Origin of the sequence: Flavobacterium sp. WV_118_3 (genome assembly GCF_039778605.1) — a bacterium.
Taxonomy (GTDB): Bacteria; Bacteroidota; Bacteroidia; order Flavobacteriales; family Flavobacteriaceae; genus Flavobacterium.
In genome coordinates this window covers 2,807,941-2,832,527 of record NZ_CP156060.1, presented here as the reverse complement: position 1 = coordinate 2,832,527, position 24,587 = coordinate 2,807,941, and the positions used below count along the sequence as shown (strand labels likewise).

Genomic DNA, 24,587 nt, shown 5'->3' with positions numbered 1-24,587 from the left:
TAAATTTTGGTTCACAAAAGTAAGCAAACAAAATCAACTTTTCAACACTATAGAACGCTATAATATCGAATTGGCCTAAATTTTAGAGGTATAAATTCGCTGATTTAAAAATATTTTTGTTTTGAAAATAGGAAAAATTTAAAAAACAGTAAAATAGCTAAATTGAATACATTTTGTTGTAAATATAACAATTGATTGCTTGGAGTGGAGGAACAAAGATGTTTTATAACTTCAGGTAAAAATCTTTAGTCAGTGCGGTATATTCCGGAGTGTATTGATGGCGGGCGATTTCAATAACAAGTTCGTCTGTTTCCGGCTGATTTTCCGGATTTCGGGAAAAAGCGAGTAAGCTTCGTTTGATCTCGGTAGTCGGAGTGCCTTTAACCCGTGTGATTTTAAAAGGAAATAAATCGCATTCCTGCGCCAATCCGATAAAACGTTCTTCTTCTTTAAAAGGGATGATCACGGTAAAAACACCATTATCCGACAATAAAACCGAAGCGGCTTCAGTCAAATCTTCAAACGGCATGGCATCTTCAAATCGGGCCAGATCCCGTTGTTCGTTTTGAGAATAGTAGGTATCGGTGTAAAACGGCGGATTGGAAACGATCAGGTCGTATTCGTCTTCGATTTCTGCTGCAAATTCATCCAAAGCGGCATGATAGCAAAACAAACGATCGTTCCACGGACTGTTTTCGAAATTTTCAACCGCCTGTTCGTAGGCTTCTTCGTCAATTTCCAATGCGTCGACCTGTTCGGCAGTACTGCGTTGTGCCAGCATTAATGCAATTAAACCGGTTCCGGCGCCAATGTCCAAAATGCTATACGGATGATGATCAAGCGGAGTCCAGGCGCCTAATAAAACGCCGTCGGTACCCACTTTCATCGCGCAGCGGTCCTGTGCTATGGTAAATTGCTTAAACTGAAACATAGATGTTGTTAATTGTTCAGGTAGAGATCAACCAAACCTTCCGGAGTGTTTAAGATCACTTTTTTGTTCGGCCGGTCAATAGCAACGATAAAGTCATCGATCATCGGAACCAGAATTTCAATTCCATTGTTTTCGATTTCAAACAAAGGCTGCGCGGAGCTATCATTAATCGAAACAATTTTTCCGATAATTCCCAAACGGGTATCTTCCACATCAAAACCAATTACTTCGTGGAAATAAAATTTATTGCCTTCCAGTTTGGGTAAGGCACTTAACGGTAGGTATAAGGCACAGCCAAGTAGTTTGTCGGCTTCCTCTTCACTAGCTACATCTTCAAAACGGATTCTGAGAAAATCGTTTTTGTGTAGCGAACAGCTTTCAATAAAAAAAGGAACCAGATTATTGTTGAATTCAACAAAAACTGATTCCAATTCTTCGTACATTTCCGGTTCGTCCGTGTCTAAATAAGCCAGGACTTCCCCTTTAAAGCTGAATTTTTTAGCGATTTTACCTAAATAGAAGCATTCTTCTTTACGCATAGAATCGCCGGGTAAATTAAGCTTGAGTTTCTTCGTTGTTTTCTTCAACAGCAGGAGCCTCTTCAGCAACTTCTTCAGCAGCAGCTTCTTCAGTAGCAGCAGCCTCAGCAGCTTTAGCAGCTTCTTCAGCAGCAGCCAAACGCTTAGCGTTTACTTCCTGCTCTGCTTTTAACGCTTTCGCTTTAGCATCAGCCTGAGCTTTGCTTAAACCGTCTTTTTTAGCGTCAACTTTAGAAGCTTTCTCGTCTAACCAGGCAGCCAATTTAGCGTCAGCTTGCTCTTGTGTTAAAGCACCTTTACGAACACCTCCATCTAGGTGGTGTTTTAATAAAGCACCTTTGTAAGAAAGGATAGCTCTTGCAGTGTCAGTTGGCTGAGCACCGTTGTGTAACCATTGTACAGCACTGTCAAGGTTTAAGTCGATAGTAGCTGGGTTAGTGTTTGGATTGTAAGTTCCGATTTTTTCTAGGAATTTACCATCTCTTTTTGCGCGAGCATCAGCTGCAACAATCCAGTAAAAAGGTTTCCCTTTTTTACCATGTCTTTGTAATCTAATTTTTACTGACATAATCTTGTGATTAAATTTTGAGGTACACGACCTCTGTTAAATAAGGGTGCAAATATATAAAACTTTTAAATACAAACGAATACAAAATATATAAAATCCTTAGGTTCGGATGGGAAGAAAACGGGAGCTATCGTTTTGAAAACAAGATAACTTAGGTGTTTTTGTGATTTTTTATGATTTTATTAGCTTATTATCTATAAAAAACTATTTTTGTAGAAATATAATGAACCCAAATATTAATTTGAATTTAAAATGAAAAAAATACTTTCCCTTGTAGTTCTTGTGGCAGCATTCACTTCCTGTGAGCAGAACGTACAATTTAATAATCCGTCGCTTCAGGGTGAAAAGAACTATGGTTTATGGAGAGCTGCTGATGCACATGCTACCATTGGTGCAGACGGATCGGTTACAATCGAAGGGATCACGGTAGATGAGCAGGTGATTTTAAGAACATCTTCTTTCCAAAACGGAACGTATCCGTTAGGAACAACAAACCAAAGCAACAGAGCTAGTTTTATTTCGACGATGAACGGAATGGAAGATATCTATACGACAGGAGTTTTTAGCGGGCCAGCGAGTAAAATTGCTTTAGAAAACGGAGGAACTGGATATACTAATACAACTTCTGCCTTTACATCGGGTGGTTCCGGAACCGGATTACAGGTTGCGATCCAAACGACAGCCGGAGCGGTGAGTACGGTAGCGATTCACCTAAGAGGTACCGGATATGTACCGGGCGATATCGTTACTATTGTAGGTGGTGACAATCAGGCGAAATTCCGAGTGGTTAACGTTCAGGGAAGTGATGGAGAAATCAAAATTGAAAGCATCCAGGACGGAACGATTACCGGAAGCTTTAAATTTAATGCGAAAAACGATAACGATAGTATCGTAAACTATCAAAAAGGAGTATTCTACAGAATTCCGATTTACTAAATCGAAATATATAAAGATACAAAGCCACCTTTCGAGGTGGTTTTTTTATGAATTATAAATGTCTGAAATGAATAAATATTTGGCTTTTTGTGATTTTAACACTTGGTAAAAACACGCCAACTTTGCCTCATATTTATTGATGGACTTATGCATCGCAACACGCTGGTTTTTTTAAACCACAAAAAGAAGAGTATTTCAGGCTATCTACTCACTATCATTTTACTGCTTTCGGGCACAGTAACGATAAACGCCCAACAAATTACCAGGCTAAAGCTACACGATGCCTGGCAAATGGCCGAAAAAAACAACCGGTTTATTCAAAAAGCCCATATCGAAGAACAGGTTTCCGGTGAAACGGTCAAAACAAAAAAAGAACTCCGTTTACCCGAAGTGGAATTGCATTCCCTGTATTCCAGAATTACCAATCTGACAGAGTTTCAAAGTGGCTTTCTCCAGGGAAAACAGGTCACTAAAACCATCCCGGAAATCTACGACGTGTCGGTAGCATTCCGAATGCCGTTATATGCCGGAAATAAAATCAACCATACGGTAAAAATTGCCGAAAAAGAGTCGGAGTTAATGACTTTAAAATCCGAAAAAACGACCAACGACGTAAAGTTACAGGTTGTGGCTTCGTTTTTAGGAATCTATAAAATGATGGCACTTCAGGAAATAATTGACGAAAGCATCCAAGAGGAACAGGAACGTCTAAAAGAAGTACAGTCGTTTAAAAAACACGGAACGGTCACCAAAAACGAAGTCTTGCGCGCCGAATTACAATTATCCGATCGGGAACTGGACGCGCTCACCAACCGCAAAAACATTGCGATCGCCTTACACGACCTGAAAACCATGATGCAACTTCCGGATGATCAATTGATAGAACCGGACACGACACACTTACTTTCCGGATTACAGCATATCGAAAGCTACGACTACTTTTTAAAAGCGGCTTTGGATAACGAAGAGATAAAAATGGCGCAAAAGGAAATCGAAATCGGACATTTGGAAAAGAAACTCGTAAAGTCCAACTACTATCCGGTGATCAGTCTTTTTGGGAATTATAGTTTTAAATATCCGAACTATATGTTTTTTCCGCCGGATCCGTACCTCTATTCGTTGGGGCAAGTGGGGATTGAAGCCACATTTAATCTTTCCGCTTTGCATAAAAACAAAGCAAAATCCCGTATAGCCGATCAACAATTGGAGCGCCAAAAAATGGAAGCCGGCATTGTAAAAGATGCTGTCGAGGATAAAATATTTGCCGATTATAGGCATTATCAGGAAAGTCTCGCCCGGATTCCGGTAACCGAAAAAGCATTGGCATTGGCAGTCGAAAACTACCGGATTGTCAAATTAAAATACCTCAATCAACTGGTTTTGATCACCGAAATGATCGATGCCGATAATGCCTTGCTGGAAGCCCGGTATAAAAATACGGCCACCAAAATTGAAGCCGTGATGAAGTACTACGAGCTACTGCATACGGCCGACCGATTACACTAATTAGTCCAACTCAATATTTTAATTCAATTTTTACAAGATGGGAACACAAAAGGCGCCTAGGGCACATCGTTCTTTTCATACATTGATCACCGTAATTGCCGGTTGTATCGTTTTTTGCGGAATCGTACTCGGAATCTGGTTTCTGATTTTCTATAACAACCACGAAGAAACCAATGATGCGCAGGTCGATCAATATGTTACACCCGTCATGGCTAGGGTAACCGGATTTGTACAGGAAGTGCGCTACGAGGAAAATCAGTTTGTTCATAAAGGCGATACGCTGATCGTAATCGACAACCGGGAATACAAATCCCATCTCGACCGTGCGTTGGCCGATGTGGACAATGCGAAACAAAATATAAAAGTAATCGAAAACAGTGTTGCCGCCGTATCGAATAAAACGTCCGAACAGGAAGCGCAACTCGAAGCGGTGCGGACAGAAGTCTGGAAAACCGGACAGGATTACCAGCGGTATAAGGCTTTATTAAAGGAAGAAGCGGCGACCGAACAACAATTGGAACAGGTAAAAGCCGCTTACGAAACGGCAAAAGCACGGTACAGTGAAATTCAGAAAACCATCCTTACGACGACTTTAAATACAACAGAAACCCGTTCGAAACTGCCAACGGCTGCGGCTGTAGTACAATCCAATCAGGCGATGGCAGACAATGCCTCACTTTTCCTGTCGTATACTATAATAACAGCTCCGTATGACGGTTGGGTGGGTCGGAAAACCATACAGCCGGGACAAATGGTAAAAGAAGGACAAACGCTGGTTTCGATTGTCAGTAAAGAAAAATGGGTAACGGCAAATTTTAAAGAAACGCAATTGCAATATCTGACCATTGGTCAGGAAGTGGAGTTAAAAGCCGATGCGGTGCGGGGACGTGTTTTTCGCGGAACGGTGGAATCGTTATCACCGGCCAGTGGTGCGCGTTTTTCCCTATTGCCGCCCGACAATGCGACCGGGAACTTTGTAAAAATCGAACAACGGATTCCGGTTCGGATTAAACTGGCCGAAACCGATGATCAAACCGAATTTTTACGGGCGGGGATGAATATAATTGTAATAGCCGAACACCAATAGGCGATGTCGCAAACGAGTGTTTTTAAACCTTGGGTTCCGAATTGGGCGATCATCCTGATTCTGATTGTGTGTATGTTGCATTCGATGGTATTGTTGGGGGTATATACCGCGAATGTGACCTATTCGGCCAGTTTTTTGGATGTGGATGTGGAAGATTTACAGTTTTCGTTATGCGTAACCTATGGAACCTTTCTGGCTACGATTATGATCGAAAGCCGACTGTTTAAATTTTTTCCGACCAAAAAGTATTTTGTGACGATTTACAGTCTGGCGGCAATCACGTTTATCTTGTCGGCCTATACCGATAATTATTCCGTATTTATTATGCTGCGGATGGTCGAAGGGATTTTGATGGCCTTACCATGGATTCCGTTGCGTCAATTGCTGATCACCCGGTTTAAATCCAAAAATGCAGTGATCATCGGATTTAGCTGTAATTATGGAGCCTTGTTGCTGGCATCGCCTTTTATTATGAATGTCGCCGTTTGGTTACTCGAAAATTACGACTGGACGTATATGGCGTATGGTTCGGCGTTGTTTCAGATACTTTGTGTGGCGTTGGTTATGCTGACGTTTAACAACAATCGGTTTCATAAAAAAATCCCCTTGTATCAGGTCGATTGGGCGAGTTATATCTTGGTGTTGACAGCCATTTTATGCGGTTCCTTTTTCTTTATTTATGGAGAGCGGAAATACTGGTTCGATTCGTCACAGATCATTCTCGCGTTGATTATAACTTTAGTTACCGGCGGATTGTTTGTGATCCGACAACAATTGGTAAAAAGACCTTGTTTTGATATGAATGTGTTTCGCTATGCGAATCTTCGAACGGGTTTTTTTCTTTTTGTGATTTTTTATATTGCCCGGGCAACACTAAATATGTGTCATAGTGCGATGTTTGCCGTTTGGAATTGGGAACCCTCGCGCGTGGCACAGGTACAATACCTTAATGTGATCGGAAATGTAATCGGAATGGTTTTGGCGGGTATCTTTCTGGCAAAAGGCATGGCGACACGGCTTATTTTTAGTCTTGGTTTCCTGATTTTTGCGATCTATCACTTTTGGTTTACCTTTTTATTTGTGCCCGATGTAACGTTGTCAGATATTCTTATTCCCTATATGTTACAGGGTGTGGCCGTGGGCATTTTATTTGTACCGTTGGTGTTGTTTACGGTTTCGTCGGTTCCGACACATTATGCGCCTTTTTCCGGTACGGTTGGCGTAAGCGGTCGTTTTTGGGGAAGTACGATCGGTTTTTGTATCCTGCAAAATGCTCAGGTGTTTTTACAGCGATCGCATTTTACAAAACTACGCCAGTTTGTGTTGTCCGAAAGTCCTGAAACCGGCGAACGATTAGCTAAACTGACTCAAAGTTTTACGACCAAAGGATTTACGGCTGACGAAGCCTATAAACTAGCAGTTCAACAGTTGATTCAGGCTGTTTCCAAACAATCGGTATTACTGTCGGATATGGAGATTTTTACCGTAATCGGGTACGGACTTTTATTTTTAGTAGTCTTATTATTACTCAATAGGCATCTAAAACAAACCTTCGATCTGTTTAAAAACCGCGTATGGGGTAGTTAATGGCTGTTAACAAATTCTGCTATATTCTTTCTCTAAAAAGCAGTACATTTGAAAATTACTTTTTTTAAAATACGACAGATTTTAAAACACTGATTTTTAGCTATGTACTTGATATTTGATACCGAAACAACTGGTTTACCGCGAAGCTGGTCGGCACCCATTACCGATACCGACAACTGGCCGCGTTGTATCCAGATTGCCTGGCAGCTGCACGATGAAATGGGGAACCTGGTCGAACATCAGGATTATCTGGTAAAGCCTGAAGGGTTTAATATCCCGTATGACGCCGAACGGATTCACGGTATCTCGACCGAGTTAGCCATGGAACAGGGTGTGGCACTAATGGAAGTGCTCGAAAAATTTAATATTGCGCTGTCAAAAGCCAAATATATTGTAGGTCAGAATATTGGTTTCGACGTCAACATTATGGGGTGTGAATTTCACCGAATGAACGTGGGAAGTGATATGGCACAAATGCCAATTCTGGATACCTGTACCGAAGTGACCGCCGAATTGTTAAAATTGCCCGGAGGTAGGGGAGGACGATACAAACTGCCTACATTAACGGAGTTGCACCAATATCTTTTCGGAGTACCATTTGCCGAAGCGCACAATGCGACTGCCGACGTAGAGGCGACGACGCGCTGTTTCCTTGAACTGATCAAACGGGAAGTGTTTACCAAAGAAGAATTGGATGTGGATCCGGAGTACTTCTTTAACTTCCGCCAGAACAATCCGGGTGAAATCAAACTGATCGGTTTAAAGCATATCAACCTGAAAGCGGCTTCCGACGAAATCCGGAAGCGTTTGCAACAGCAAGAAGGAGAAAACCGTCAAACCGTTTCGGAAGAAGACAAAAAAGAACTTAAAGATGCGGCGTTTGCCCATTTGCACAACCATACCCAATTTTCCGTATTGCAATCAACGATCGGAATTAACGACCTGGTAAAAGAAGCCGTAAAATTTAAAATGCCGGCTGTCGCGATGACCGATACCGGTAACATGATGGGAGCTTTTCAGTTTGTAAGTGCGGTGTTAAATCATAACAAAGCAGCGGCGGCCAAAAATAAAGAAGCCGAGGAAAAAGGGGAAGAACCAACCGAAACGGAAGTAAAACCGATTGTAGGTTGCGAATTCTACATTTGCGAAAACCATAAAGACAAAACCAAAAAAGACAACGGTTATCAGGTGGTTTTCCTGGCTAAAAACAAAAAAGGCTACCACAATCTGGCCAAAATGTCATCGATAGCCTATACCAGCGGATTTTATTATGTCCCGAGGATCGACAAAACGGTAGTCGAACAATACAAAGAAGATATTATCGTGTTAACCGGTAACCTTTACGGAGAAGTACCGAGTAAGATTTTAAATATTGGAGAGAACCAGGCCGAGGAAGCTTTAATCTGGTGGAAAGAGCAGTTTGGTGAAGATCTTTATATTGAAGTGATGCGCCACAATCAGGAAGATGAAAACCGGGTAAATCAGACCCTGATTTCATTTTCTAAAAAACATAATATCAAGCTTGTAGCGACCAATAACACCTACTATGCGGCTAAAAAAGATGCCAATGCTCACGATATTTTACTTTGTGTAAAGGACGGAGAAAAACAGGCAACGCCAATTGGTAGAGGACGTGGTTATCGCTACGGTTTACCCAATCAGGAATACTATTTCAAATCGGGAGACGAAATGAAAAAGCTTTTCGCCGATCTGCCGGAAGCGATTCTTTCGATTCAGGAGATTGTCGATAAGATTGAAACCTATTCCCTTTACCGTGACGTACTACTTCCGAAATTCGATATCCCGGAAGCATTCCAGGTGGCCGAAGACGAAGAAGATGGTGGAAAACGTGGTGAAAATAAATTTTTACGTCACCTGACCTATGTGGGTGCGGCAAAACGCTATAAAGAAATAACCGATGACATCCGCGAACGACTGGATTTTGAATTATTGACGATTGAAAAAACAGGTTATCCGGGTTACTTTTTGATCGTACAGGATTTTATTGCCGAAGCCCGGAACCTCGATGTGTCTGTAGGTCCGGGTCGTGGATCGGCAGCGGGATCGGCGGTAGCGTATTGTCTTGGAATTACCAATATTGACCCGATTAAATACGACCTCCTTTTTGAGCGTTTCCTTAATCCTGACCGTGTATCCATGCCCGATATCGATATCGACTTTGACGATGAAGGTCGTGGTCGTGTTATGGAATATGTAATCAATAAATACGGATCGAACCAGGTGGCTCAGATCATTACCTATGGTAAAATGGCAACCAAATCGGCAATCCGGGATACGGCGCGGGTATTGGACTTGCCCTTATTTGAAGCCGATCGTATTGCCAAACTGATTCCGGGAATGATGCCATCCAAATGGAACCTGGCACGTTTTCTGGCGGAAGAAGAAGATCAGGTTAAAAAAGCTCTGAAATCATCGGACGAATTTGACCGCGTTAAAGAGCTAATCGCAATTGCGAAAGAACCGGATCTGGCGGGCGAAACCATTCAGCAGGCCAAAACACTGGAAGGATCGTTGCGAAATACCGGGATTCACGCCTGTGGGGTAATTATCACTCCGGACGATATCACGAATTTCGTACCGGTTACCACGGCAAAAGATTCCGATTTATATGTGACCCAGTTTGACAACTCCGTAGCCGAAAGTGCCGGATTGTTAAAAATGGACTTCCTGGGTCTGAAGACCCTTACACTGATTAAAGACACCGTAAAATTGGTGAAATACCGAACCGGAACCGAACTGGATCCGGAGAATTTCCCGATCGACGATGTGAAAACATACGAACTGTTCCAGCGTGGTGAAACCGTAGGAATCTTCCAATACGAGTCACCCGGGATGCAGAAATACATGAAGGAGCTAAAACCAACCGTTTTTGCCGACCTTATTGCGATGAATGCCTTGTATCGTCCCGGACCGTTGGAGTATATTCCATCATTTATCCGTCGTAAAAATGGATCCGAACCGATCGAATACGATTTGGATGCCTGTGAAGAATACTTAGGTGAAACCTATGGAATCACGGTATATCAGGAGCAGGTAATGCTACTGTCGCAAAAATTAGCGAACTTCTCCAAAGGAGATGCCGACGTTTTGCGTAAGGCGATGGGTAAAAAACAAAAAGAGGTACTGGATAAGATGAAATCCAAGTTTATCGATCAGGCTGTAGCCAATGGCCACGACGCGGTAAAACTGGATAAGATTTGGAAAGACTGGGAAGCGTTTGCGAGTTACGCATTCAACAAATCCCACTCGACCTGTTATGCGTGGATTGCGTATCAGACGGCTTATTTAAAAGCGCATTATCCGGCCGAATATATGGCAGCGGTACTGTCGAATAACATGAACGATATCAAACAGGTGTCTTTCTTTATGGAAGAATGTAAGCGAATGGGCTTACAGGTATTGGGGCCTGATGTAAACGAATCGTTTTATAAATTTACGGTAAACGAAGACTATGCCGTTCGTTTCGGAATGGGAGCGATCAAAGGAGTTGGGGGAGGTGCTGTAAACACGATTGTCGATTGTCGAAAAGACGGTAAATACCGATCGATATTCGACCTGGCAAAGCGAATCGATTTACGGGCGGCCAATAAAAAAGCTTTTGAAAACCTGGCATTGGCCGGAGGATTCGACTGTTTTGCTGCGACACACCGGGCGCAGTATTTTCATACGGATGGTGATAACCTGACGTTTTTGGAAAAAGCAATTCGCTATGGCGCAAAATTTCAGGAAAATGAAAACTCCTCACAGGTAAGTCTTTTTGGAGAAGCCAGTGATGTACAGATTCCGGAACCGGTAGTACCGCCATGTGAAGAATGGAGTACGATGGAAAAGCTGGCGAAGGAAAAAGAAGTAGTAGGGATTTATATTTCGGGCCATCCGTTGGACGATTATAAATTTGAAATGAAATATTTCTGTAATGCGAGTCTGGATACCTTAAAAAACATGGAACAGCATGTTGGAAAAAACCTGAGTTTTGGCGGAATTGTAACCGGCGTAGAACACCGGGTGGCCAAAAACGGAATGGGATTTGCCAGTTTTAACCTTGAGGGCTATGATGAAAGTTACCGCTTTTCGATGTTTCGGGAAGATTATCTGAAATACCGTCATTTTCTGGTAGCCAACTACTTTATGTATTTTAAAGTCAACATCAAGGAAGGTTGGGTGAATAAAGAAGGGAAACGCACGGAACCGCGGATCCAGTTTTTAGATGTCAAACCATTGCAGGATGTGTTAGCATCTTTTGCTAAGAAACTGATCATCCAAATGAATATAGCAGAATTACAGCAAAACCTGATTGCCGAATTACAGGAAATTTTCCAGATGAACGGTGGCGATCACAGTGTGACTTTTGAAGTGATGGAACTAGAGAAAGTGAAGCGTGTTGTAGAAGCACCACTGGTAGTGGAAGACGATGCAGTTGTCGAAGAGGTGTTGGAAGATGCCGAAATAGATATTCCGGAAGAAAAAGAAGAAATCCGGGTGGTGACGAAATTGAGTATGCCGAGTCGGAAGTTAAAAGTCAATATTTCTGCCGAACTGTTGCAGGAACTGGAAAAGATGCAGCTGAATTTTAGATTGAATTAAAGACTGATATTCCGATTTTAAGTGTCTGATTTGAATTTCCTTAAAAAAATGTGAAATCGATTTTAACAATTCGGACATAACGAAAACTGATTTTAAGGCGTTTTAAAAGTGAAAATAAAAAGCTACTTTTGTAGCTAATAAATCCTAAAAGAAAATAAAATGGCACAAGCAATAACAGATGCTACTTTTGAAGAATTAGTATTGAAATCAGATAAACCGGTTTTGGTTGACTTTTGGGCGGCATGGTGCGGTCCTTGTAGAATGGTAGCTCCGATCATTGATCAATTGAGTGAAGAATATGCAGGAAAAGCCGTTATCGGTAAAGTTGATGTAGATGCTAATCAGGAGTTTGCAGCAAAATATGGTGTGCGTAACATTCCTACCGTTTTGGTATTCCAAAACGGAGAAGTAGTGGGACGTCAGGTAGGGGTTGCTCCAAAGCAAACCTATAGCGATGCAATCGACGCATTATTATAATCATTCCGATTATTCAATATAAAAAGCCCTGTCAACAGGGCTTTTTATATTTTTAGTAACCCCTACAGGTTTTTATAACCTATCATATAATTCTTATTTTTTATTAAAACGAGAGTTTAACCCCGATTCCATTGGAATTAGCCGTAAACCGCATTTCATAGGAATCGTTACTTCCTACTGTTTTTAGACTGTCGTTATAGCGTTCAATACTTTTCTTTAATTTTTTTGATCTTCCGGAAAGGACCGGGATCGAAATTATGGTAGCGGCCAATCCTACATAAGTAAGTGGTGTTGGATATTTAACATCAGCTGTAGCGCCATAAAGCACATCACCAGCGGCCAATCCGATACCAAATCCTAATAATAATCCTCCAACAGTGGTCTTGGTGCGTGCTGCTTGATACAATTGCAAAGCCTCCGTATTGGACTGAAGTAATTCCCGTATTTCTTTGTTTTTAAGTTTTTTTTCATCCTTAAATATCGTACTTCTTTTTAAGGATAATTCCTGTGAAAAGGCTGAAATGCTGATCAATAATGCTAAAATTGCAATTGTTTTTGTCATAATTTTTTATTCTTTTATTTTGGTTTTTTAAAGATTTGTTATTTTCTCTTTTTTGGCAACTTAAAGTCCGTTGGGTTTAACACTCCTGTCTGGCAAAGATAGTAGTTAGATTTAATTTCTATTTATTTACGAATCATTTATCCTTACCTTAATGTTGTTTGTATATTTTATAACTGGACAGGAGTTATTAAGGAACTGGATCTGGTTTTCTACTTCGTGATATCCGGGGTAATCTCTCCTTTACAATATTCCTCTGGTGTCTTCTATTTATTTCCATGTTTTGTAGGAGTGTCTGTATCACCATTATGCAACGCAATGATTTAACCCACTTACGACCAATGCGGTTGCGGCGCCTTGCCAGAAATTTCACCGGTTAATGAGGCTCCGGCACCACCGGAAACCGTACCAAAGGCAATCATTCCGAGATTGCCACCGCCGATAATCCCTGAGTTCAGTTTGAAGATTATAATAGAACTTCCATTACTGCTTAATAAATATTATTGGGATTTTTTTGCTTTTTATATTTAGTGTGAGTTTCAGACTATCACATCTATTTTCATTAATTTTGAATGTAGATTTATAAACGTTTGATATATAAGAGCTGTTTTTAAAATATTTACTTGAAGTAAATGAAATACTATTATTAAAAAAATTACTTTCTTTATTTTTAAATTTAAAACGAACATTGAAGTTTGTTCCATTTTTTTTCAGACCAAGCTTCTAAAATTTCAATATTCGTTTCGGTTTTAAAAATATATTTATTTAAAAAAACATTTTTGTGTTTTGCTTCATCAATTGATAAACAAACATTGTTTTCCTTTTCTAATCCAACGTCTGTCTTACAGCGAATAGAAACAATTAATAATGAAGATATTAAAATATAAATTATTTTTTTTCATAATTATCGTATTATAGGTCCACCTGTAATCATTTCTAAATATCTCATATTTGGTGAAGATGTAAATCTTTCTCCTCCATAGACGTTAATTGCTTGAAGGCCATCTCTAACAACATGCCCACAATTATGAAAGAGAATATGATAATAACCATTAGCACTTTTGTATGCTGCATTTACAGCTTTCATAGCGTTTTGATACGTTGTTTTTATAGAAGCTTTTAGATCATCATATCTGGATAAGTATTTTAATGCTGAATTTCTATTTGAAAGTTCAGGAGTGGTACCTGTATTTTCTAAAATAGACACAGAATTTCCTCCAATTATAGAATTCCCATCTGTATCAACTCTACCACCAGAAGCAACATAAGTCCAAACTTTTTTATCGTTTCCAGCAACCATTGCCATATGACCTGCTCCTCCAACTGCTTTTGAGTCGTTTAGTACAATAATTTTGCTGTCCTTTTTAGCAAAACCTCCGTGCAACACATGGTTTAACCCGTTTACCATAAACCGAGCAATACCCGGCTTTTTGTACTATTGTTTATTTTCTATTCTTGCTTTCTCTCGTTCCGTAAAGATTTTTTCACGGTTTTTGTTGGCAAAAAATATCAAAATTAAAGCTAGTATTACAACATATAAAATAATTACATACCCTCCTTTTTTATCATTTTTAAAATTATAGTTTAAAAACTTTCTATCTTTTATGAAAAGAAAATAGTTTAAAAGACTTATAATGAGTATGTAAGAAAATATAAAATACTTATTTGGAATTAATGTATTAAAAGAATTGGGGAATAAATAATCAATTAGAGATACAATAAACACTATTGAAAAATAGATTATTAAAGTACTCGTGATTACTGTGAAATAAAGGGATAATCCTGTATCCTCCTTTCTAACACGGTGGTAATAATCATATAGTCTGAATAATAAATAATTGTATATTCGCATCCTTATTTTGGTTTAGTAAACATTGTGTTTCCAGAAGAATATTCGTAAATAGCTTTTCCTGCAAAATAACTTAATGAAACAGGAGCAAGAGCGGGACAAATCATAGGGGCTAATGCAAAAATAGTATCCACTCCAAATTCAAATCCTGACATATTTCCACTTCTATAATCCATGTACTCAAACCCGACTCCTGCCAGACCTAGCCCAGTACCTCCAACTTTGAGTACTTTTGAAACAGAAGCAGCTTTTGGTGCACCTCCTCTAACAAATTTTGCCATTGGAGAATTTCTTGCCAAGTTAATGGCACCTAAAGTATTACCTTCTACTTCTACTATCTTAGCAAAACTCGGTTTTACGGTTTCTTTTCTAACTTGTGTTTTTGATTTCTTCCCCGGTGGATCTGTATCACCACTATGCAACGCATGATTTAATCCACTTACTACCAATCCGGTTGCGGCACCTTGCCAGAAATTACCACCGGTTAATGAGGCTCCGGTAACACCGGAAACGGAACCAAAAGCAACCATGCCAAGATTTCCGTCACCGATAATCCCGTTAAGACTTCGAATTTAAAATCTAGTATTTTTCTATTGGATCAAACCATGCTTTACGTTTTGTGACTTCTATCATATGTGCAATCGTAATAGGTGTTTTTTTAGCGTATTTCTTTTCGATTCTTTTTGTAAACATATTTATGAATAAAGCGTCCCAAAAAGTTAGTTTATAAAAATAACGATCAATCTCAAAAGTAGCATATCCTGATTTTATATCAAATTCAGTTAAGAATTCTTCGAATATCGATATAGCATCTTCTCTATCTAGATTTATAGTATTAATAATTGTGTCTAATGAAATTTTATCATCTTTTAAGACCCATTTGTTGAAAAAATTAATGACTCTATTTTCTAATGATTCCATGAATTGATTATTTGACAAGCCCTAAATAACAATAAGGATTCATTCGAATCCTTATTGTTTTCTTTAATAAAGTTACTAGTTCCCTTTGGATAAGGAGAAATTATTTTCCAGTTCAGAATAGTCATCTTGTAGAACCAATAAAAAGGTTGTTTGTTTTATAAGGAGATTAATGCCGGGTTCTTTTTTTCTTTTTTTGAATTGGAAAGAGATCATCAATATCGATATCAACAGGAATGTCGTCTTTGGGTAAGGGTTTAAAAATATATTTCTGGTAGGGAGCTTCCCGAATTCTTTTGGCTAAATGTCTATTTAACTTCATGTTAATTTTAGGAAAAGGCTTCGCTAATTTCAGATAAAGGGTGTCGCCTGTTGAATCTAAATATCCGGTATAGTTTGCAGGATATTGCCTCCAATCCATTCCTGTTGTGAAAAAAGTAAATAGCCCTTCCAAATGAATGGTATCACGACTAAAATAATATTTTCCATAGTCTAACCTTACATTATTGTTTTTTATTTCTTTAATTAAGTTCGAATTTACCCAGTCAGAATGAGGAGACTGAATGAAATGGTCATTTTTTAGAAATAAAATCGGAGAGATGTAGACATATCTCTTAAAAGCTTCAATACTGTCATTTCCCTTTGAGATATCATATAAACTATAGACGCCATTTAGCTGCATTTTAGTGGTATCTGATGTGGATTTGATTTCAGGTATATATGATCTTCTTTTTTTAATTGTACTTCCATAAAAAATAAGGAGACCGGTAGCTAATACTACGATAAATAGATGTTTCATTAGTACTATAAATAAGATGGATTATGAATAGACGCGAGATTAATGTCGGGTTCTTTTTTTCTTTTTTTGGATTGGGAAAAGATCCTTAATATCGATATCAACAGGAACATCGTCTTTGGGTAAGGGTTTAAAAATATATTTCTGGTAGGGGGCTTCCCGAATTCTTTTGGCTAAATGTCTATTTAACTTCATGTCAATTTTAGGGAAAGGTTTGCCTAACTTCAGATAAAGAGTATCCCCTGTTGGGTTTAAATATCCGGTATAATTTGCTAGATATTGTCTTCTATCCATTCCTGTTGTTAAAAAAGTAAATAAACCTTCCAGATGGATGGTATCGTCTCTAAAATAGTATTTTCCATAATCGAATATCCATTTCCTGCTTTTTGTTCGGGCTATTATAATAGAATCATAAGTTGAATACGTATTTTGTATAAAATATCCCTTCTTTAAAAAAAGTATGGGTTTATGATAAATAAACTTCTTAAAAGCTTCGATACTGTCAACTCCTTTAAAAGTGTCGTATAAGCTATAGAGGCCGTTTAATCGGATGCTATTGGTGTCTGATATAACTTCTACTTCAGGTATATATGATCTTCTTTTTTTAGGTGTACTTCCATAAAAAAGAAGGAGACCTGTAGCTAATAGTAAGATAAATAGATGTTTCATTAGTAATATAAATAAGATGGATGATAGCTCCCGAAGTAACTATACATACGGGATTTTAATTTAAAATCATAGAAATACGGGGTCAATACAGGGCCTATTCCGATCGTCCTTTTTAGGCCGCCCCCATGTATCCAGTTCTGAATATCGTGAAGTCTTTTTTCACTGTTATGACCGGCAAAAAAACTTTGTCCTTTGTTGATGACTCCTCCATAGAAGGTTCCGGCTCTTAAATGATGCGTCTTTTCAAAAGTGTAATTATAAGTTTTAGGATGAGACTCTGGAATTGTTATGTCTTTCATCATTTCGCCTGTCATCATGCTACCTCCTATAGCCAGAGTAAAGGCATCGTTTATTTTATAAGTGGCTAATAAACCACCTGTTCTGTAACGATCACGTTTATCACCAATGTGAGGCAAATAATCTTCATCGATACGAATCCCGAAATCACCAATTTGAAAATTAATAGCGCCGACTCGTTGTGCCGTATTTCCGGAAAACGTAGTACTGGACAGGCCAATACCATAATTGGCATGGCCGTCGTTACAACCGGCAAAACCTCCAACTCCAAAATAGGAGCTATTGCCAGCGGCTTCCCCTAATGAACTCATACCGGAGTTATAACCGGCACTTATACTGCTACTCCAAACAAAGTCACTGAGTTTTCCACTAGCATTTAAACTTCCTCCGGCAGTGAAACCGCTACTACCAAAACCAATCATAGGAGAAATACCAAGATTGAAATTAGCGGATTGATAAATTGGGATATTCGGTAAAAAGCGATTAATTTGATTTATGCCAGCTGCAAGAAAGGCTTGCCCTACTGTTGTAATACCGCCACCGCCAAGACAACCTCCCACTGCGCCCATACCTGCAGACATCGCAATCTGACCAAAATTCATTTTTCCATCATGGATCAATAAATCGACTCCTACATTTACTGCTGCAAAAATTACTGGGACAAACCAAACAAACTCTCCATCAGGATCGGTAAATTTTAGCGGGTTATTCCAACAATAGCCATAGCGGTTATAATTTTGCGTATTATAGGGATCCTGCACATAATTATCGGGCGAGAGGAACCGGTGGAGTTTTGGATCGTATATCCGTCCGTTCATATTGATAATCCCGACACCCTGTATATGCTCGTGTCCGGTATAGCCGCGATCGAGTAACGTTAATCCGACCAGATTATGATCCTGTCCATCCTGAACTTTTAGCAATTTCCCCCAAGGATCGAAAAGGCGTTTTTCGACAAAATTCCCGTTTTGGTTGGAGATCGCCACGATCGTTCCCTGATAATCCCGATGCAGGTAATAATAGCTGCGGGTTTGCCCGTTATCTTTAAAAATAGCAGGCGCGGTATAGGCATCACCACCTACAAAAAACACAAAAGTAGAGACTCCTGTTTGCTGGTTCGTGGTAATTTCCATCGAGCCATCGGCGGCATAATCTTTTCGTAAAGGTTGTTGTTCCGGGTCTTCCAATCCACCGTAATACATGGTATTTCGGAAATGATCGGCGGTATACGAAAAGGCTACTTTTTCGACACCGGTTTCGGTAATGGTTATGGGTTTTTTAAACAGATCATAGGTAACATTCAACTGGCGCAAATCAGTTTTCGGGTTACTGGTTTTTCGGATTCGGATATCGTCAAACCAAACATTGCCACCTCCTTGATTGTCCACTCTAATGTTTAATTTTTTAATGTGGGATGGGACATATACGGTTCGCTCCATATACACCCATTGGCTAGTGGTTTCGGTATATGTATCGGCCACGATGGTATAATACCCCGTTTCGGTTTCGGAATTCATAAATAGAAGAATTCGCGAACTGGGCCTGTCGCTGTATACCCATCCGGAAAAAGTATAAGAGGCGCCATGCGGATTGTCAATTGGAATCCAACGATCAGCATGAAGGGTATGTGATTTATCGGTCGGATTATGAATTTTTAAGGAATATTTTCCGGTTTTGGACTTGGAATCGTCGTATATCGGTTTACCGAAGATACTCCATCCGATCCCTAAATCCGACCATCCTTTTTGCGCTTCCATCCCATCGTTAAAGATCCCTTCCCGGTTTTGGTAGTAGGAAGCATCCTCCGCGTTGAGGTCGATGGAAGTGTTTCGATACGCTTTATCGGTATCGGTATAGTTATATTGCCCAAGTTTGTTTTCGGTAATACGACCACGGTTGTCATATCGTTGTGTTTCGGAGCGATCCATTGTTACCAGCAGATTGTCAAGGAAAAACACCATAGGATAGGATCCGGCCAGAGGCAGTGTATCAAGGTGTAGTTCGATAACCGGATATTGCGTTACGGTATGTTCAAAAGACTGGGTTCCATTACTTGTATAATCTTTGGGCGACTTAAAGTACTGACCGTTATCTGGGTTGTATTCCCAAATAGAAATACGGGTTATGTGAGTAGTTCCTTTATTGAAATCGAACCGGATTTTTAGTTGATCACCGACTTTGGCTTTGGCGAGCAACACTTTTTTAATACCAGTGCAATTTGGTGTTATGGCTACTTTCAGGCTTCCGTTTTCGTTTGTAAGCGTAGCACAGGTTTTGGGTTCAAATTCCCCGATAGCCTGATCGAAAGTATCGTGGTGTAGCATAACCGTTTCGTTATCCCATTGTACCAATCGGTCGAGTGTATCGTATTGAAAAGTAGCCGAATGGTTTAATAGATTGTTTTTCCGCGCGGTAAGATTTCCGGTTCGGATATCGAATTGCGTTACCAGATTCAGCATAGGTCGTCCGGCGGAAGTATTCCGGTTTGGATGATAGGTATCCGATCTTTGGATGTAACCATAATCATCATACTGATTACCGATATGGAGACCGTTGCCAAAAGCACCCTGTGTAAGCTGATCACGGGCATTTACCGAATGTGCTGTCCATAAAGCCTGTCCGGTAGCATCATCCAGTATCTGATGACGGTACCCGAACTGATAGGTATACCGGAAGGTTTTGGAACTGTTTTTTCCATTGGTTTTTACGGTAGCGGTTTGTTTTTCTTTGTCGATTCTTCCAAAGGCATCGTAGGTGAGTTCTTTGATAAAAGTAGCATGAGGTGTTGCCTGAGTTATACGGTGTGGTCTTCTATACTGGTCGTATTGATAATCTTCTTTATGAACGATTTTCTCATTTTGAACGTTTTTTCGGATAACGCGTTGCGGCGTATGATCGGCATTATAATAGTACCAATTCAAATAGGAATTTCCGTCATTGTTTTCTTCCAGGGTTTCCTCGGTAACACCGAACCGATTTATAGTATGTGTTGTGCTACCTTTTGGAGTAGTGGTAGTCCTGACTTCACCAAAAGGATAGTAGGAGTATTCGTATCGACCCGCTGAAGGATCATTCAAGCTGGATTTTCGTCCCCAATTGTCGTACTGGGTTGTAATTTTAGTACCCTGAAAATCCGACTCGGTTACGGCTCCGCCTGCGTTATAGTTATAAGTAACAGTACCACCATTATCGGTACTGCTAATAGTATGTCCGTTTGCATTTTTAGTGAGACTACTGGTTTTTCGTCCATCGTCGGTAGTTACCGTTAGGCCATCATAGGTAATGTGGGTTATCTTACCAGTAGGTAATGTGGTTTGTATTAACCGTCCGTTAGCGTCGTAAGCATAAGTAGTCCATAGGGAAGGCGTATCCGGAAAGGGGTCGCTTTCCTTTATTTTTCGTCCCAGAAAATCGTATTGAGTTGCTATATAGCTCCATTGACCATCGGATAGTTTTATTCCCTTTTTAATCTGCTGACCAAGCGTATTGGCTACGGATATACTACTGCTACCATCGGTATTGGTGATTTGTGTGGTGTAACCATCGCTGTTTTTAAGGTACGTATACTGCGTACTATTATCCAGATAGTCCGTTGCCGAAAGTGGCTTTCCCCAGTTGTCATAAACCGAAGTGGTGGTTATGTGATTGGGCTCGGTTTTGGTGAGAACCGTTCCGTATAAGGGATGATACGTATATAGGGTGATATGATCCAACATATTTCTGGAATTGATGATAAACCTGCCAGATGGATCGTAGGTATATTCGCTAACCCGTGGTGCTACTGTAGGGGATGCATCAGGAGCACTCAGGGTTTCCTGTGTTATATTACCATAGTCGTCGTATTCAAATTCTGTTGTTATATAATAACTTTCGGCCACCGGTTTTTTCTGGATTTTTTGCAGTGTTCCATTAGAATGGTACGTATAAAGCGTTTCAGATTGATGCCTGTCATTATAAGCGGAAGAAGTTTCGATGGTCTTTATCGGTCTGCCGATATAATAGTTGCTTCCGACACCGCTTGGATTGCTTTGGTATTCGGTTTCGAAGGTCGTTTCGCCCTGTAAGCTTGTATCCAAAAAATTTTGCGTTCGTACAATTTCCGGCAAACAGAATACCGGCTGGTACTGATAGTCTTTTACCGTTTTAACCGAAGTAAGGTAATCGGTTGTGGTTTGCCGGGTAAGCAAAGGCGTATAGACTTTATTATTTGTGGTGATCGCATATTGGTTAGTCATACTACTGATCACATTCTCTGGGATATTGGATCCGGAGGTAAGCGAAAAAGCGGCTCCGGAGCGTTGTAGCTGTGCATAGGTATTGATCAGTAATCCTCTTTTGGTTGGATCGTTGTGCATAACATTCCATATTTTGGAATCGGAAGGATTTTGATACCAACTGCTTCGGGCGGTTTTAGTAAATCCTAAAGTGCCAAGACCATGTATATTAACCGTATAACCATGGTATCGAAAATCCTGATGGCGGGTTATTTCACCAACAGTATGAGTTAATCGGGATACGACCCGGTTAAAAGGCAATCGTTTGATTTCGACATTGGGATAGGAAACACTATGGGAAGAAGAGTAAAATTCGTCCGGATTTCCATAGCCGTCATTTTGGTCCGAAGTATCGAGTGGCTGATAGGCGATTTCATACACCAAAGCCCCATCGGCAGTGGTTACTTTTTTAAGCAGATTGTCTTTTGCAACATCTTTGGTGAAATTAACATAGGTAACCTGATTGTAGTGGTTTCGAACCATAAGGATTTCCTTGTTGATGCCGTGTCGGTATGTTGATACAATTGGGATTACCATATCCGGGGAATCACTGTGATGATCACAGGAATTATCGTAATTCTGACATGGTGTTTCATAGTCGAGTGTAAAGCCACTGGTGCCTGTTTTTCCGATGTTGTTGACAAAAGAGGTGATTTTCCAGTTGGTATCGTGATCATTAATGGTCCATTTGGGTTTGTAATAATTGCGCCAGATCCGAACCAGATCCGATTTTCCATCGCCATTGGTGTCCAGAACGTAATACGAACTGTATTGTATACCATCTTTAAAATGCATGCCGGAATGCTGCCAGTAGTCGACAATACGGAAGGTTTCCATGGTGAAAAAGGAAGTGTGATCGGGTTTTGGATTACTATAATAAATATCCCACCAATCGTTAGTTTCGTTATACTTTCCACTGGCTCTTGGCAACATGACATCGGTTTTTCCATCGCCGTTAAAATCGCCAAAGAGGATTTGTTTGGATGGTGAATAAGAATCCAAAGTGCCTTCGCCCAGAATTTCAATTTCCAACCAAGGTGCCTGAGTAAGCTCTTTAAAGTTAATCACCTTATAGGTTTTGTCATTCTTAATAATTAGGACGTCGGTTTTTCCATCGCTATTAAAGTCCATAGTGTGAATACCAACTCCTTCAAATAATCTCGAATTAGTAAATTCGATATATCCTTTTGTACCAAGGGTTGTAGAACTATTTGGATTTAGATCGAGAATTCGGGCTAAATTTGGTGTTGGATTCTTTTGAATGACTTTCTTGCAAGGGCCCTCCCAGTGAGGAAATGGCATTGGATTTCCAGGTGTAAAATTGTATTTTGTAGACTCTTCATAACCAATTATTAATACCTCTGATATTCCATCACCGTTAAAGTCGCCTTCAAGATATTTGTTGGAATCTTTTATATATGTTTGATTATGGCAGGGGCTACTGGGACAAGAGGAAGTGCAATAGCCGAAGTTGGGTAAGGCAATGGCTTTTTGATAGGCTGTTTCTAATGATCGCGAAGCGCCGTTAAAGTTGGAAATATGGAAAGTAACACTTTCTAAATCGGATAATAAGGAAACAATCGATTGAAAAGGGTTGAGTTTTCCGTTATGTAATGTAGTGGCGGTAAATTTTCCTGAGGAAAGATTTGGATAGGAGAAGGTAATAGGGGTTGAACTATTGCCCTCAAATAATTTGGTGTAAATTTTATTATTATTCGTTATAAAATCCAATCGACCGTCGCCATCAAAATCACCGCTCAATGTTATAGCGCTAAAATCGAGATTATTCTGATAAGACGTTAGAATTTCTGATCCGATATTCTGAGTTTGTGTGTTTTCATATTCGAAGATTACCGGATTAGCGGGTTCCATGGCGCCATTAAACTCCTGAATTTGAGATACCTTTTCATACCCCAATTGAGGATCTGTGATATGGGTAAACTCATATTTCCGAAACAATTGGTTATTGGTTTTGACCTCGATATGGGACAAAAGTGCTATTTTTTCGAGTTTTTGTCCTCTGGCATAAGCCGACTCTGTTCGTTGTGCTTTTTTATAATGAAATTGAATACTGTTTAAAGGAGCCAGACCATGGGTATTGCCGCTAAACCGGATTTCGCTGATACATAAACTTTTGGCAAAAGGCTTGGTATAGCGATAGGTGATGTAATTTCCAAGCGGATCTTCATACCGGCGGATATAAAATGCTGAAAGATCAGTACTGTTATTGTCGTAATTACCATACCAGGAACGCGACCCATCGGGTGCAGTCACTATAAAATAGAGTCCAAATCCGCTTCGTTGTAATTCGATTTTAAGGTTGGATTGGGTTTCGGTTTGATAAACAGAACCGATTTGCCAATATTCACCGGAAACCACAAGTAGCCGTTGGCCGTTTAATGCCAGTTTATCGGTGCTGTCAAAATGAACCCCTTCACGGGAACCGTCCAAATCGGTTCGACTTGCGATTCGGGTAATGGCCGAAATAGAACTGATATTCCATCCTTGTCCGGCGATTCCTCCCAATAGACCGCTTTGATATACGATATTGATCACCGGCCCTGTGTTTTTAAGACTCGGCGGCATGGCAATGGGCAAGGTATAGGTCGCTTGTCCCGCGTTGGAAATTTCCAGCTTCCCCTGAGTGTCGTGAAAATGTTGCGCCGGTACCAAAATAGAATAAATAAGCGTCCATAGCAATAGTAATCTTCTCATCATAGTAGGTTTCAAATTATGGGGGGCGATCAGTTATTCCGGGGCTTTGGGGAATTAGGGGAGATTTACTGTAAAAACAAGCGGCTCTATAATCGGACTCGAAATGGCCGTCTTTGATAGAGTGACAATAAGCGATTGGATTATTAAAGTATTAAAAATTTGTTTTAAAAGGTATGCGATAGTACAGATGTACCCGTTAAAACAGGATTTGACTTATATTCGGGCTAAAGTGACTGTTTGTCTTTTGTTGTCGCGATGTCTTTTAAAACTGTAA

The 24,587-nt window shown here is 40.0% G+C and carries 16 protein-coding genes; 6 read left to right on the top strand and 10 right to left on the bottom strand.

The window, feature by feature from the left end; all coding sequences use genetic code 11:
• Positions 1-223: 223 nt before the first annotated feature.
• From ABFU83_RS13210 to ABFU83_RS13200, 3 genes are read right to left on the bottom strand one after another with little or no spacing between them, the layout of a single operon-like run.
• A complete protein-coding gene (locus tag ABFU83_RS13210) occupies positions 224-931 on the bottom strand; it encodes a methyltransferase (protein ID WP_347066580.1) in 708 nt (235 codons plus the stop codon).
• Between the two features lie 8 nt (positions 932-939).
• Positions 940-1,470, bottom strand: a complete 531-nt coding sequence (gene rimM / locus ABFU83_RS13205) for a ribosome maturation factor RimM (RefSeq protein ID WP_347066579.1) — start codon at positions 1,468-1,470, stop codon at positions 940-942.
• Between the two features lie 16 nt (positions 1,471-1,486).
• Positions 1,487-2,038, bottom strand: a complete 552-nt coding sequence (locus ABFU83_RS13200) for a 30S ribosomal protein S16 (protein WP_347066577.1) — start codon at positions 2,036-2,038, stop codon at positions 1,487-1,489.
• A gap of 252 nt (positions 2,039-2,290) precedes the next feature.
• Between ABFU83_RS13200 and ABFU83_RS13195 the strand changes: the two genes are divergently transcribed.
• From ABFU83_RS13195 to trxA, 6 genes are all read left to right on the top strand, one after another.
• Positions 2,291-2,974 carry a DUF6252 family protein gene (locus ABFU83_RS13195; protein WP_347066575.1) on the top strand — a complete coding sequence of 228 codons (684 nt, stop codon included), beginning with the start codon at positions 2,291-2,293 and terminating at the stop codon, positions 2,972-2,974.
• Between the two features lie 147 nt (positions 2,975-3,121).
• Positions 3,122-4,480, top strand: a complete 1,359-nt coding sequence (locus ABFU83_RS13190; RefSeq protein ID WP_347066573.1) for a TolC family protein — start codon at positions 3,122-3,124, stop codon at positions 4,478-4,480.
• A 37-nt stretch (positions 4,481-4,517) separates the two neighbouring features.
• Positions 4,518-5,567 carry an HlyD family secretion protein gene (locus ABFU83_RS13185; RefSeq protein WP_347066571.1) on the top strand — a complete coding sequence of 350 codons (1,050 nt, stop codon included), beginning with the start codon at positions 4,518-4,520 and terminating at the stop codon, positions 5,565-5,567.
• A 3-nt stretch (positions 5,568-5,570) separates the two neighbouring features.
• Positions 5,571-7,154 carry an MFS transporter gene (locus tag ABFU83_RS13180; RefSeq protein ID WP_347066569.1) on the top strand — a complete coding sequence of 528 codons (1,584 nt, stop codon included), beginning with the start codon at positions 5,571-5,573 and terminating at the stop codon, positions 7,152-7,154.
• Positions 7,155-7,256: 102 nt separating this feature from the next.
• Positions 7,257-11,759 (top strand): DNA polymerase III subunit alpha, encoded by a 4,503-nt coding sequence (gene dnaE, locus ABFU83_RS13175; RefSeq protein WP_347066568.1) that lies wholly within the window; start codon positions 7,257-7,259, stop codon positions 11,757-11,759.
• A gap of 159 nt (positions 11,760-11,918) precedes the next feature.
• Positions 11,919-12,236 (top strand): thioredoxin, encoded by a 318-nt coding sequence (trxA, locus tag ABFU83_RS13170; protein WP_136404020.1) that lies wholly within the window; start codon positions 11,919-11,921, stop codon positions 12,234-12,236.
• Between the two features lie 103 nt (positions 12,237-12,339).
• Here the strand turns inward: trxA and ABFU83_RS13165 are convergent, their stop codons facing one another.
• The 7 genes from ABFU83_RS13165 to ABFU83_RS13135 form a co-directional block, all read right to left on the bottom strand.
• Positions 12,340-12,798 carry a hypothetical protein gene (locus ABFU83_RS13165; protein ID WP_347066567.1) on the bottom strand — a complete coding sequence of 153 codons (459 nt, stop codon included), beginning with the start codon at positions 12,796-12,798 and terminating at the stop codon, positions 12,340-12,342.
• Between the two features lie 901 nt (positions 12,799-13,699).
• Complete coding sequence (locus tag ABFU83_RS13160; protein ID WP_347066565.1) at positions 13,700-14,203, bottom strand: hypothetical protein; 504 nt, start codon at positions 14,201-14,203, stop codon at positions 13,700-13,702.
• Positions 14,204-14,649: 446 nt separating this feature from the next.
• A complete protein-coding gene (locus ABFU83_RS13155; protein WP_347066563.1) occupies positions 14,650-15,174 on the bottom strand; it encodes a hypothetical protein in 525 nt (174 codons plus the stop codon).
• A 49-nt stretch (positions 15,175-15,223) separates the two neighbouring features.
• Entirely contained in the window at positions 15,224-15,565 is a 342-nt protein-coding gene (locus tag ABFU83_RS13150) for a DUF1493 family protein (RefSeq protein ID WP_347066561.1), read from the bottom strand.
• Between the two features lie 166 nt (positions 15,566-15,731).
• Positions 15,732-16,361: a hypothetical protein gene (locus ABFU83_RS13145; RefSeq protein ID WP_347066559.1), complete on the bottom strand. Its 630-nt coding sequence runs from the start codon at positions 16,359-16,361 to the stop codon at positions 15,732-15,734.
• A 39-nt stretch (positions 16,362-16,400) separates the two neighbouring features.
• Complete coding sequence (locus tag ABFU83_RS13140; protein ID WP_347066557.1) at positions 16,401-17,027, bottom strand: hypothetical protein; 627 nt, start codon at positions 17,025-17,027, stop codon at positions 16,401-16,403.
• On the bottom strand, positions 17,027-24,313 hold the full coding sequence (locus ABFU83_RS13135) for an RHS repeat-associated core domain-containing protein (protein ID WP_347066555.1): 7,287 nt from the start codon (positions 24,311-24,313) through the stop codon (positions 17,027-17,029). Before ABFU83_RS13135 ends, ABFU83_RS13140 begins: the two co-directional genes overlap by 1 nt.
• Positions 24,314-24,587: the final 274 nt, after the last annotated feature.

Excerpts from the sequence above, each read along its gene's own strand:
- ABFU83_RS13145 (WP_347066559.1), bottom strand. The coding sequence starts at position 16,361 with ATGAAACATCTATTTATCGTAGTATTAGCTACCGGTCTCCTTATTTTT.
- ABFU83_RS13210 (WP_347066580.1), bottom strand. The coding sequence starts at position 931 with ATGTTTCAGTTTAAGCAATTTACCATAGCACAGGACCGCTGCGCGATG.
- rimM (WP_347066579.1), bottom strand. The coding sequence starts at position 1,470 with ATGCGTAAAGAAGAATGCTTCTATTTAGGTAAAATCGCTAAAAAATTC.
- ABFU83_RS13150 (WP_347066561.1), bottom strand. The coding sequence starts at position 15,565 with ATGGAATCATTAGAAAATAGAGTCATTAATTTTTTCAACAAATGGGTC.
- ABFU83_RS13165 (WP_347066567.1), bottom strand. The coding sequence starts at position 12,798 with ATGACAAAAACAATTGCAATTTTAGCATTATTGATCAGCATTTCAGCC.
- ABFU83_RS13140 (WP_347066557.1), bottom strand. The coding sequence starts at position 17,027 with ATGAAACATCTATTTATCTTACTATTAGCTACAGGTCTCCTTCTTTTT.
- ABFU83_RS13195 (WP_347066575.1), top strand. The coding sequence starts at position 2,291 with ATGAAAAAAATACTTTCCCTTGTAGTTCTTGTGGCAGCATTCACTTCC.
- trxA (WP_136404020.1), top strand. The coding sequence starts at position 11,919 with ATGGCACAAGCAATAACAGATGCTACTTTTGAAGAATTAGTATTGAAA.
- dnaE (WP_347066568.1), top strand. The coding sequence starts at position 7,257 with ATGTACTTGATATTTGATACCGAAACAACTGGTTTACCGCGAAGCTGG.
- ABFU83_RS13185 (WP_347066571.1), top strand. The coding sequence starts at position 4,518 with ATGGGAACACAAAAGGCGCCTAGGGCACATCGTTCTTTTCATACATTG.
- ABFU83_RS13155 (WP_347066563.1), bottom strand. The coding sequence starts at position 15,174 with ATGGTTGCTTTTGGTTCCGTTTCCGGTGTTACCGGAGCCTCATTAACC.
- ABFU83_RS13190 (WP_347066573.1), top strand. The coding sequence starts at position 3,122 with ATGCATCGCAACACGCTGGTTTTTTTAAACCACAAAAAGAAGAGTATT.
- ABFU83_RS13180 (WP_347066569.1), top strand. The coding sequence starts at position 5,571 with ATGTCGCAAACGAGTGTTTTTAAACCTTGGGTTCCGAATTGGGCGATC.
- ABFU83_RS13135 (WP_347066555.1), bottom strand. The coding sequence starts at position 24,313 with ATGAGAAGATTACTATTGCTATGGACGCTTATTTATTCTATTTTGGTA.
- ABFU83_RS13200 (WP_347066577.1), bottom strand. The coding sequence starts at position 2,038 with ATGTCAGTAAAAATTAGATTACAAAGACATGGTAAAAAAGGGAAACCT.
- ABFU83_RS13160 (WP_347066565.1), bottom strand. The coding sequence starts at position 14,203 with ATGGTAAACGGGTTAAACCATGTGTTGCACGGAGGTTTTGCTAAAAAG.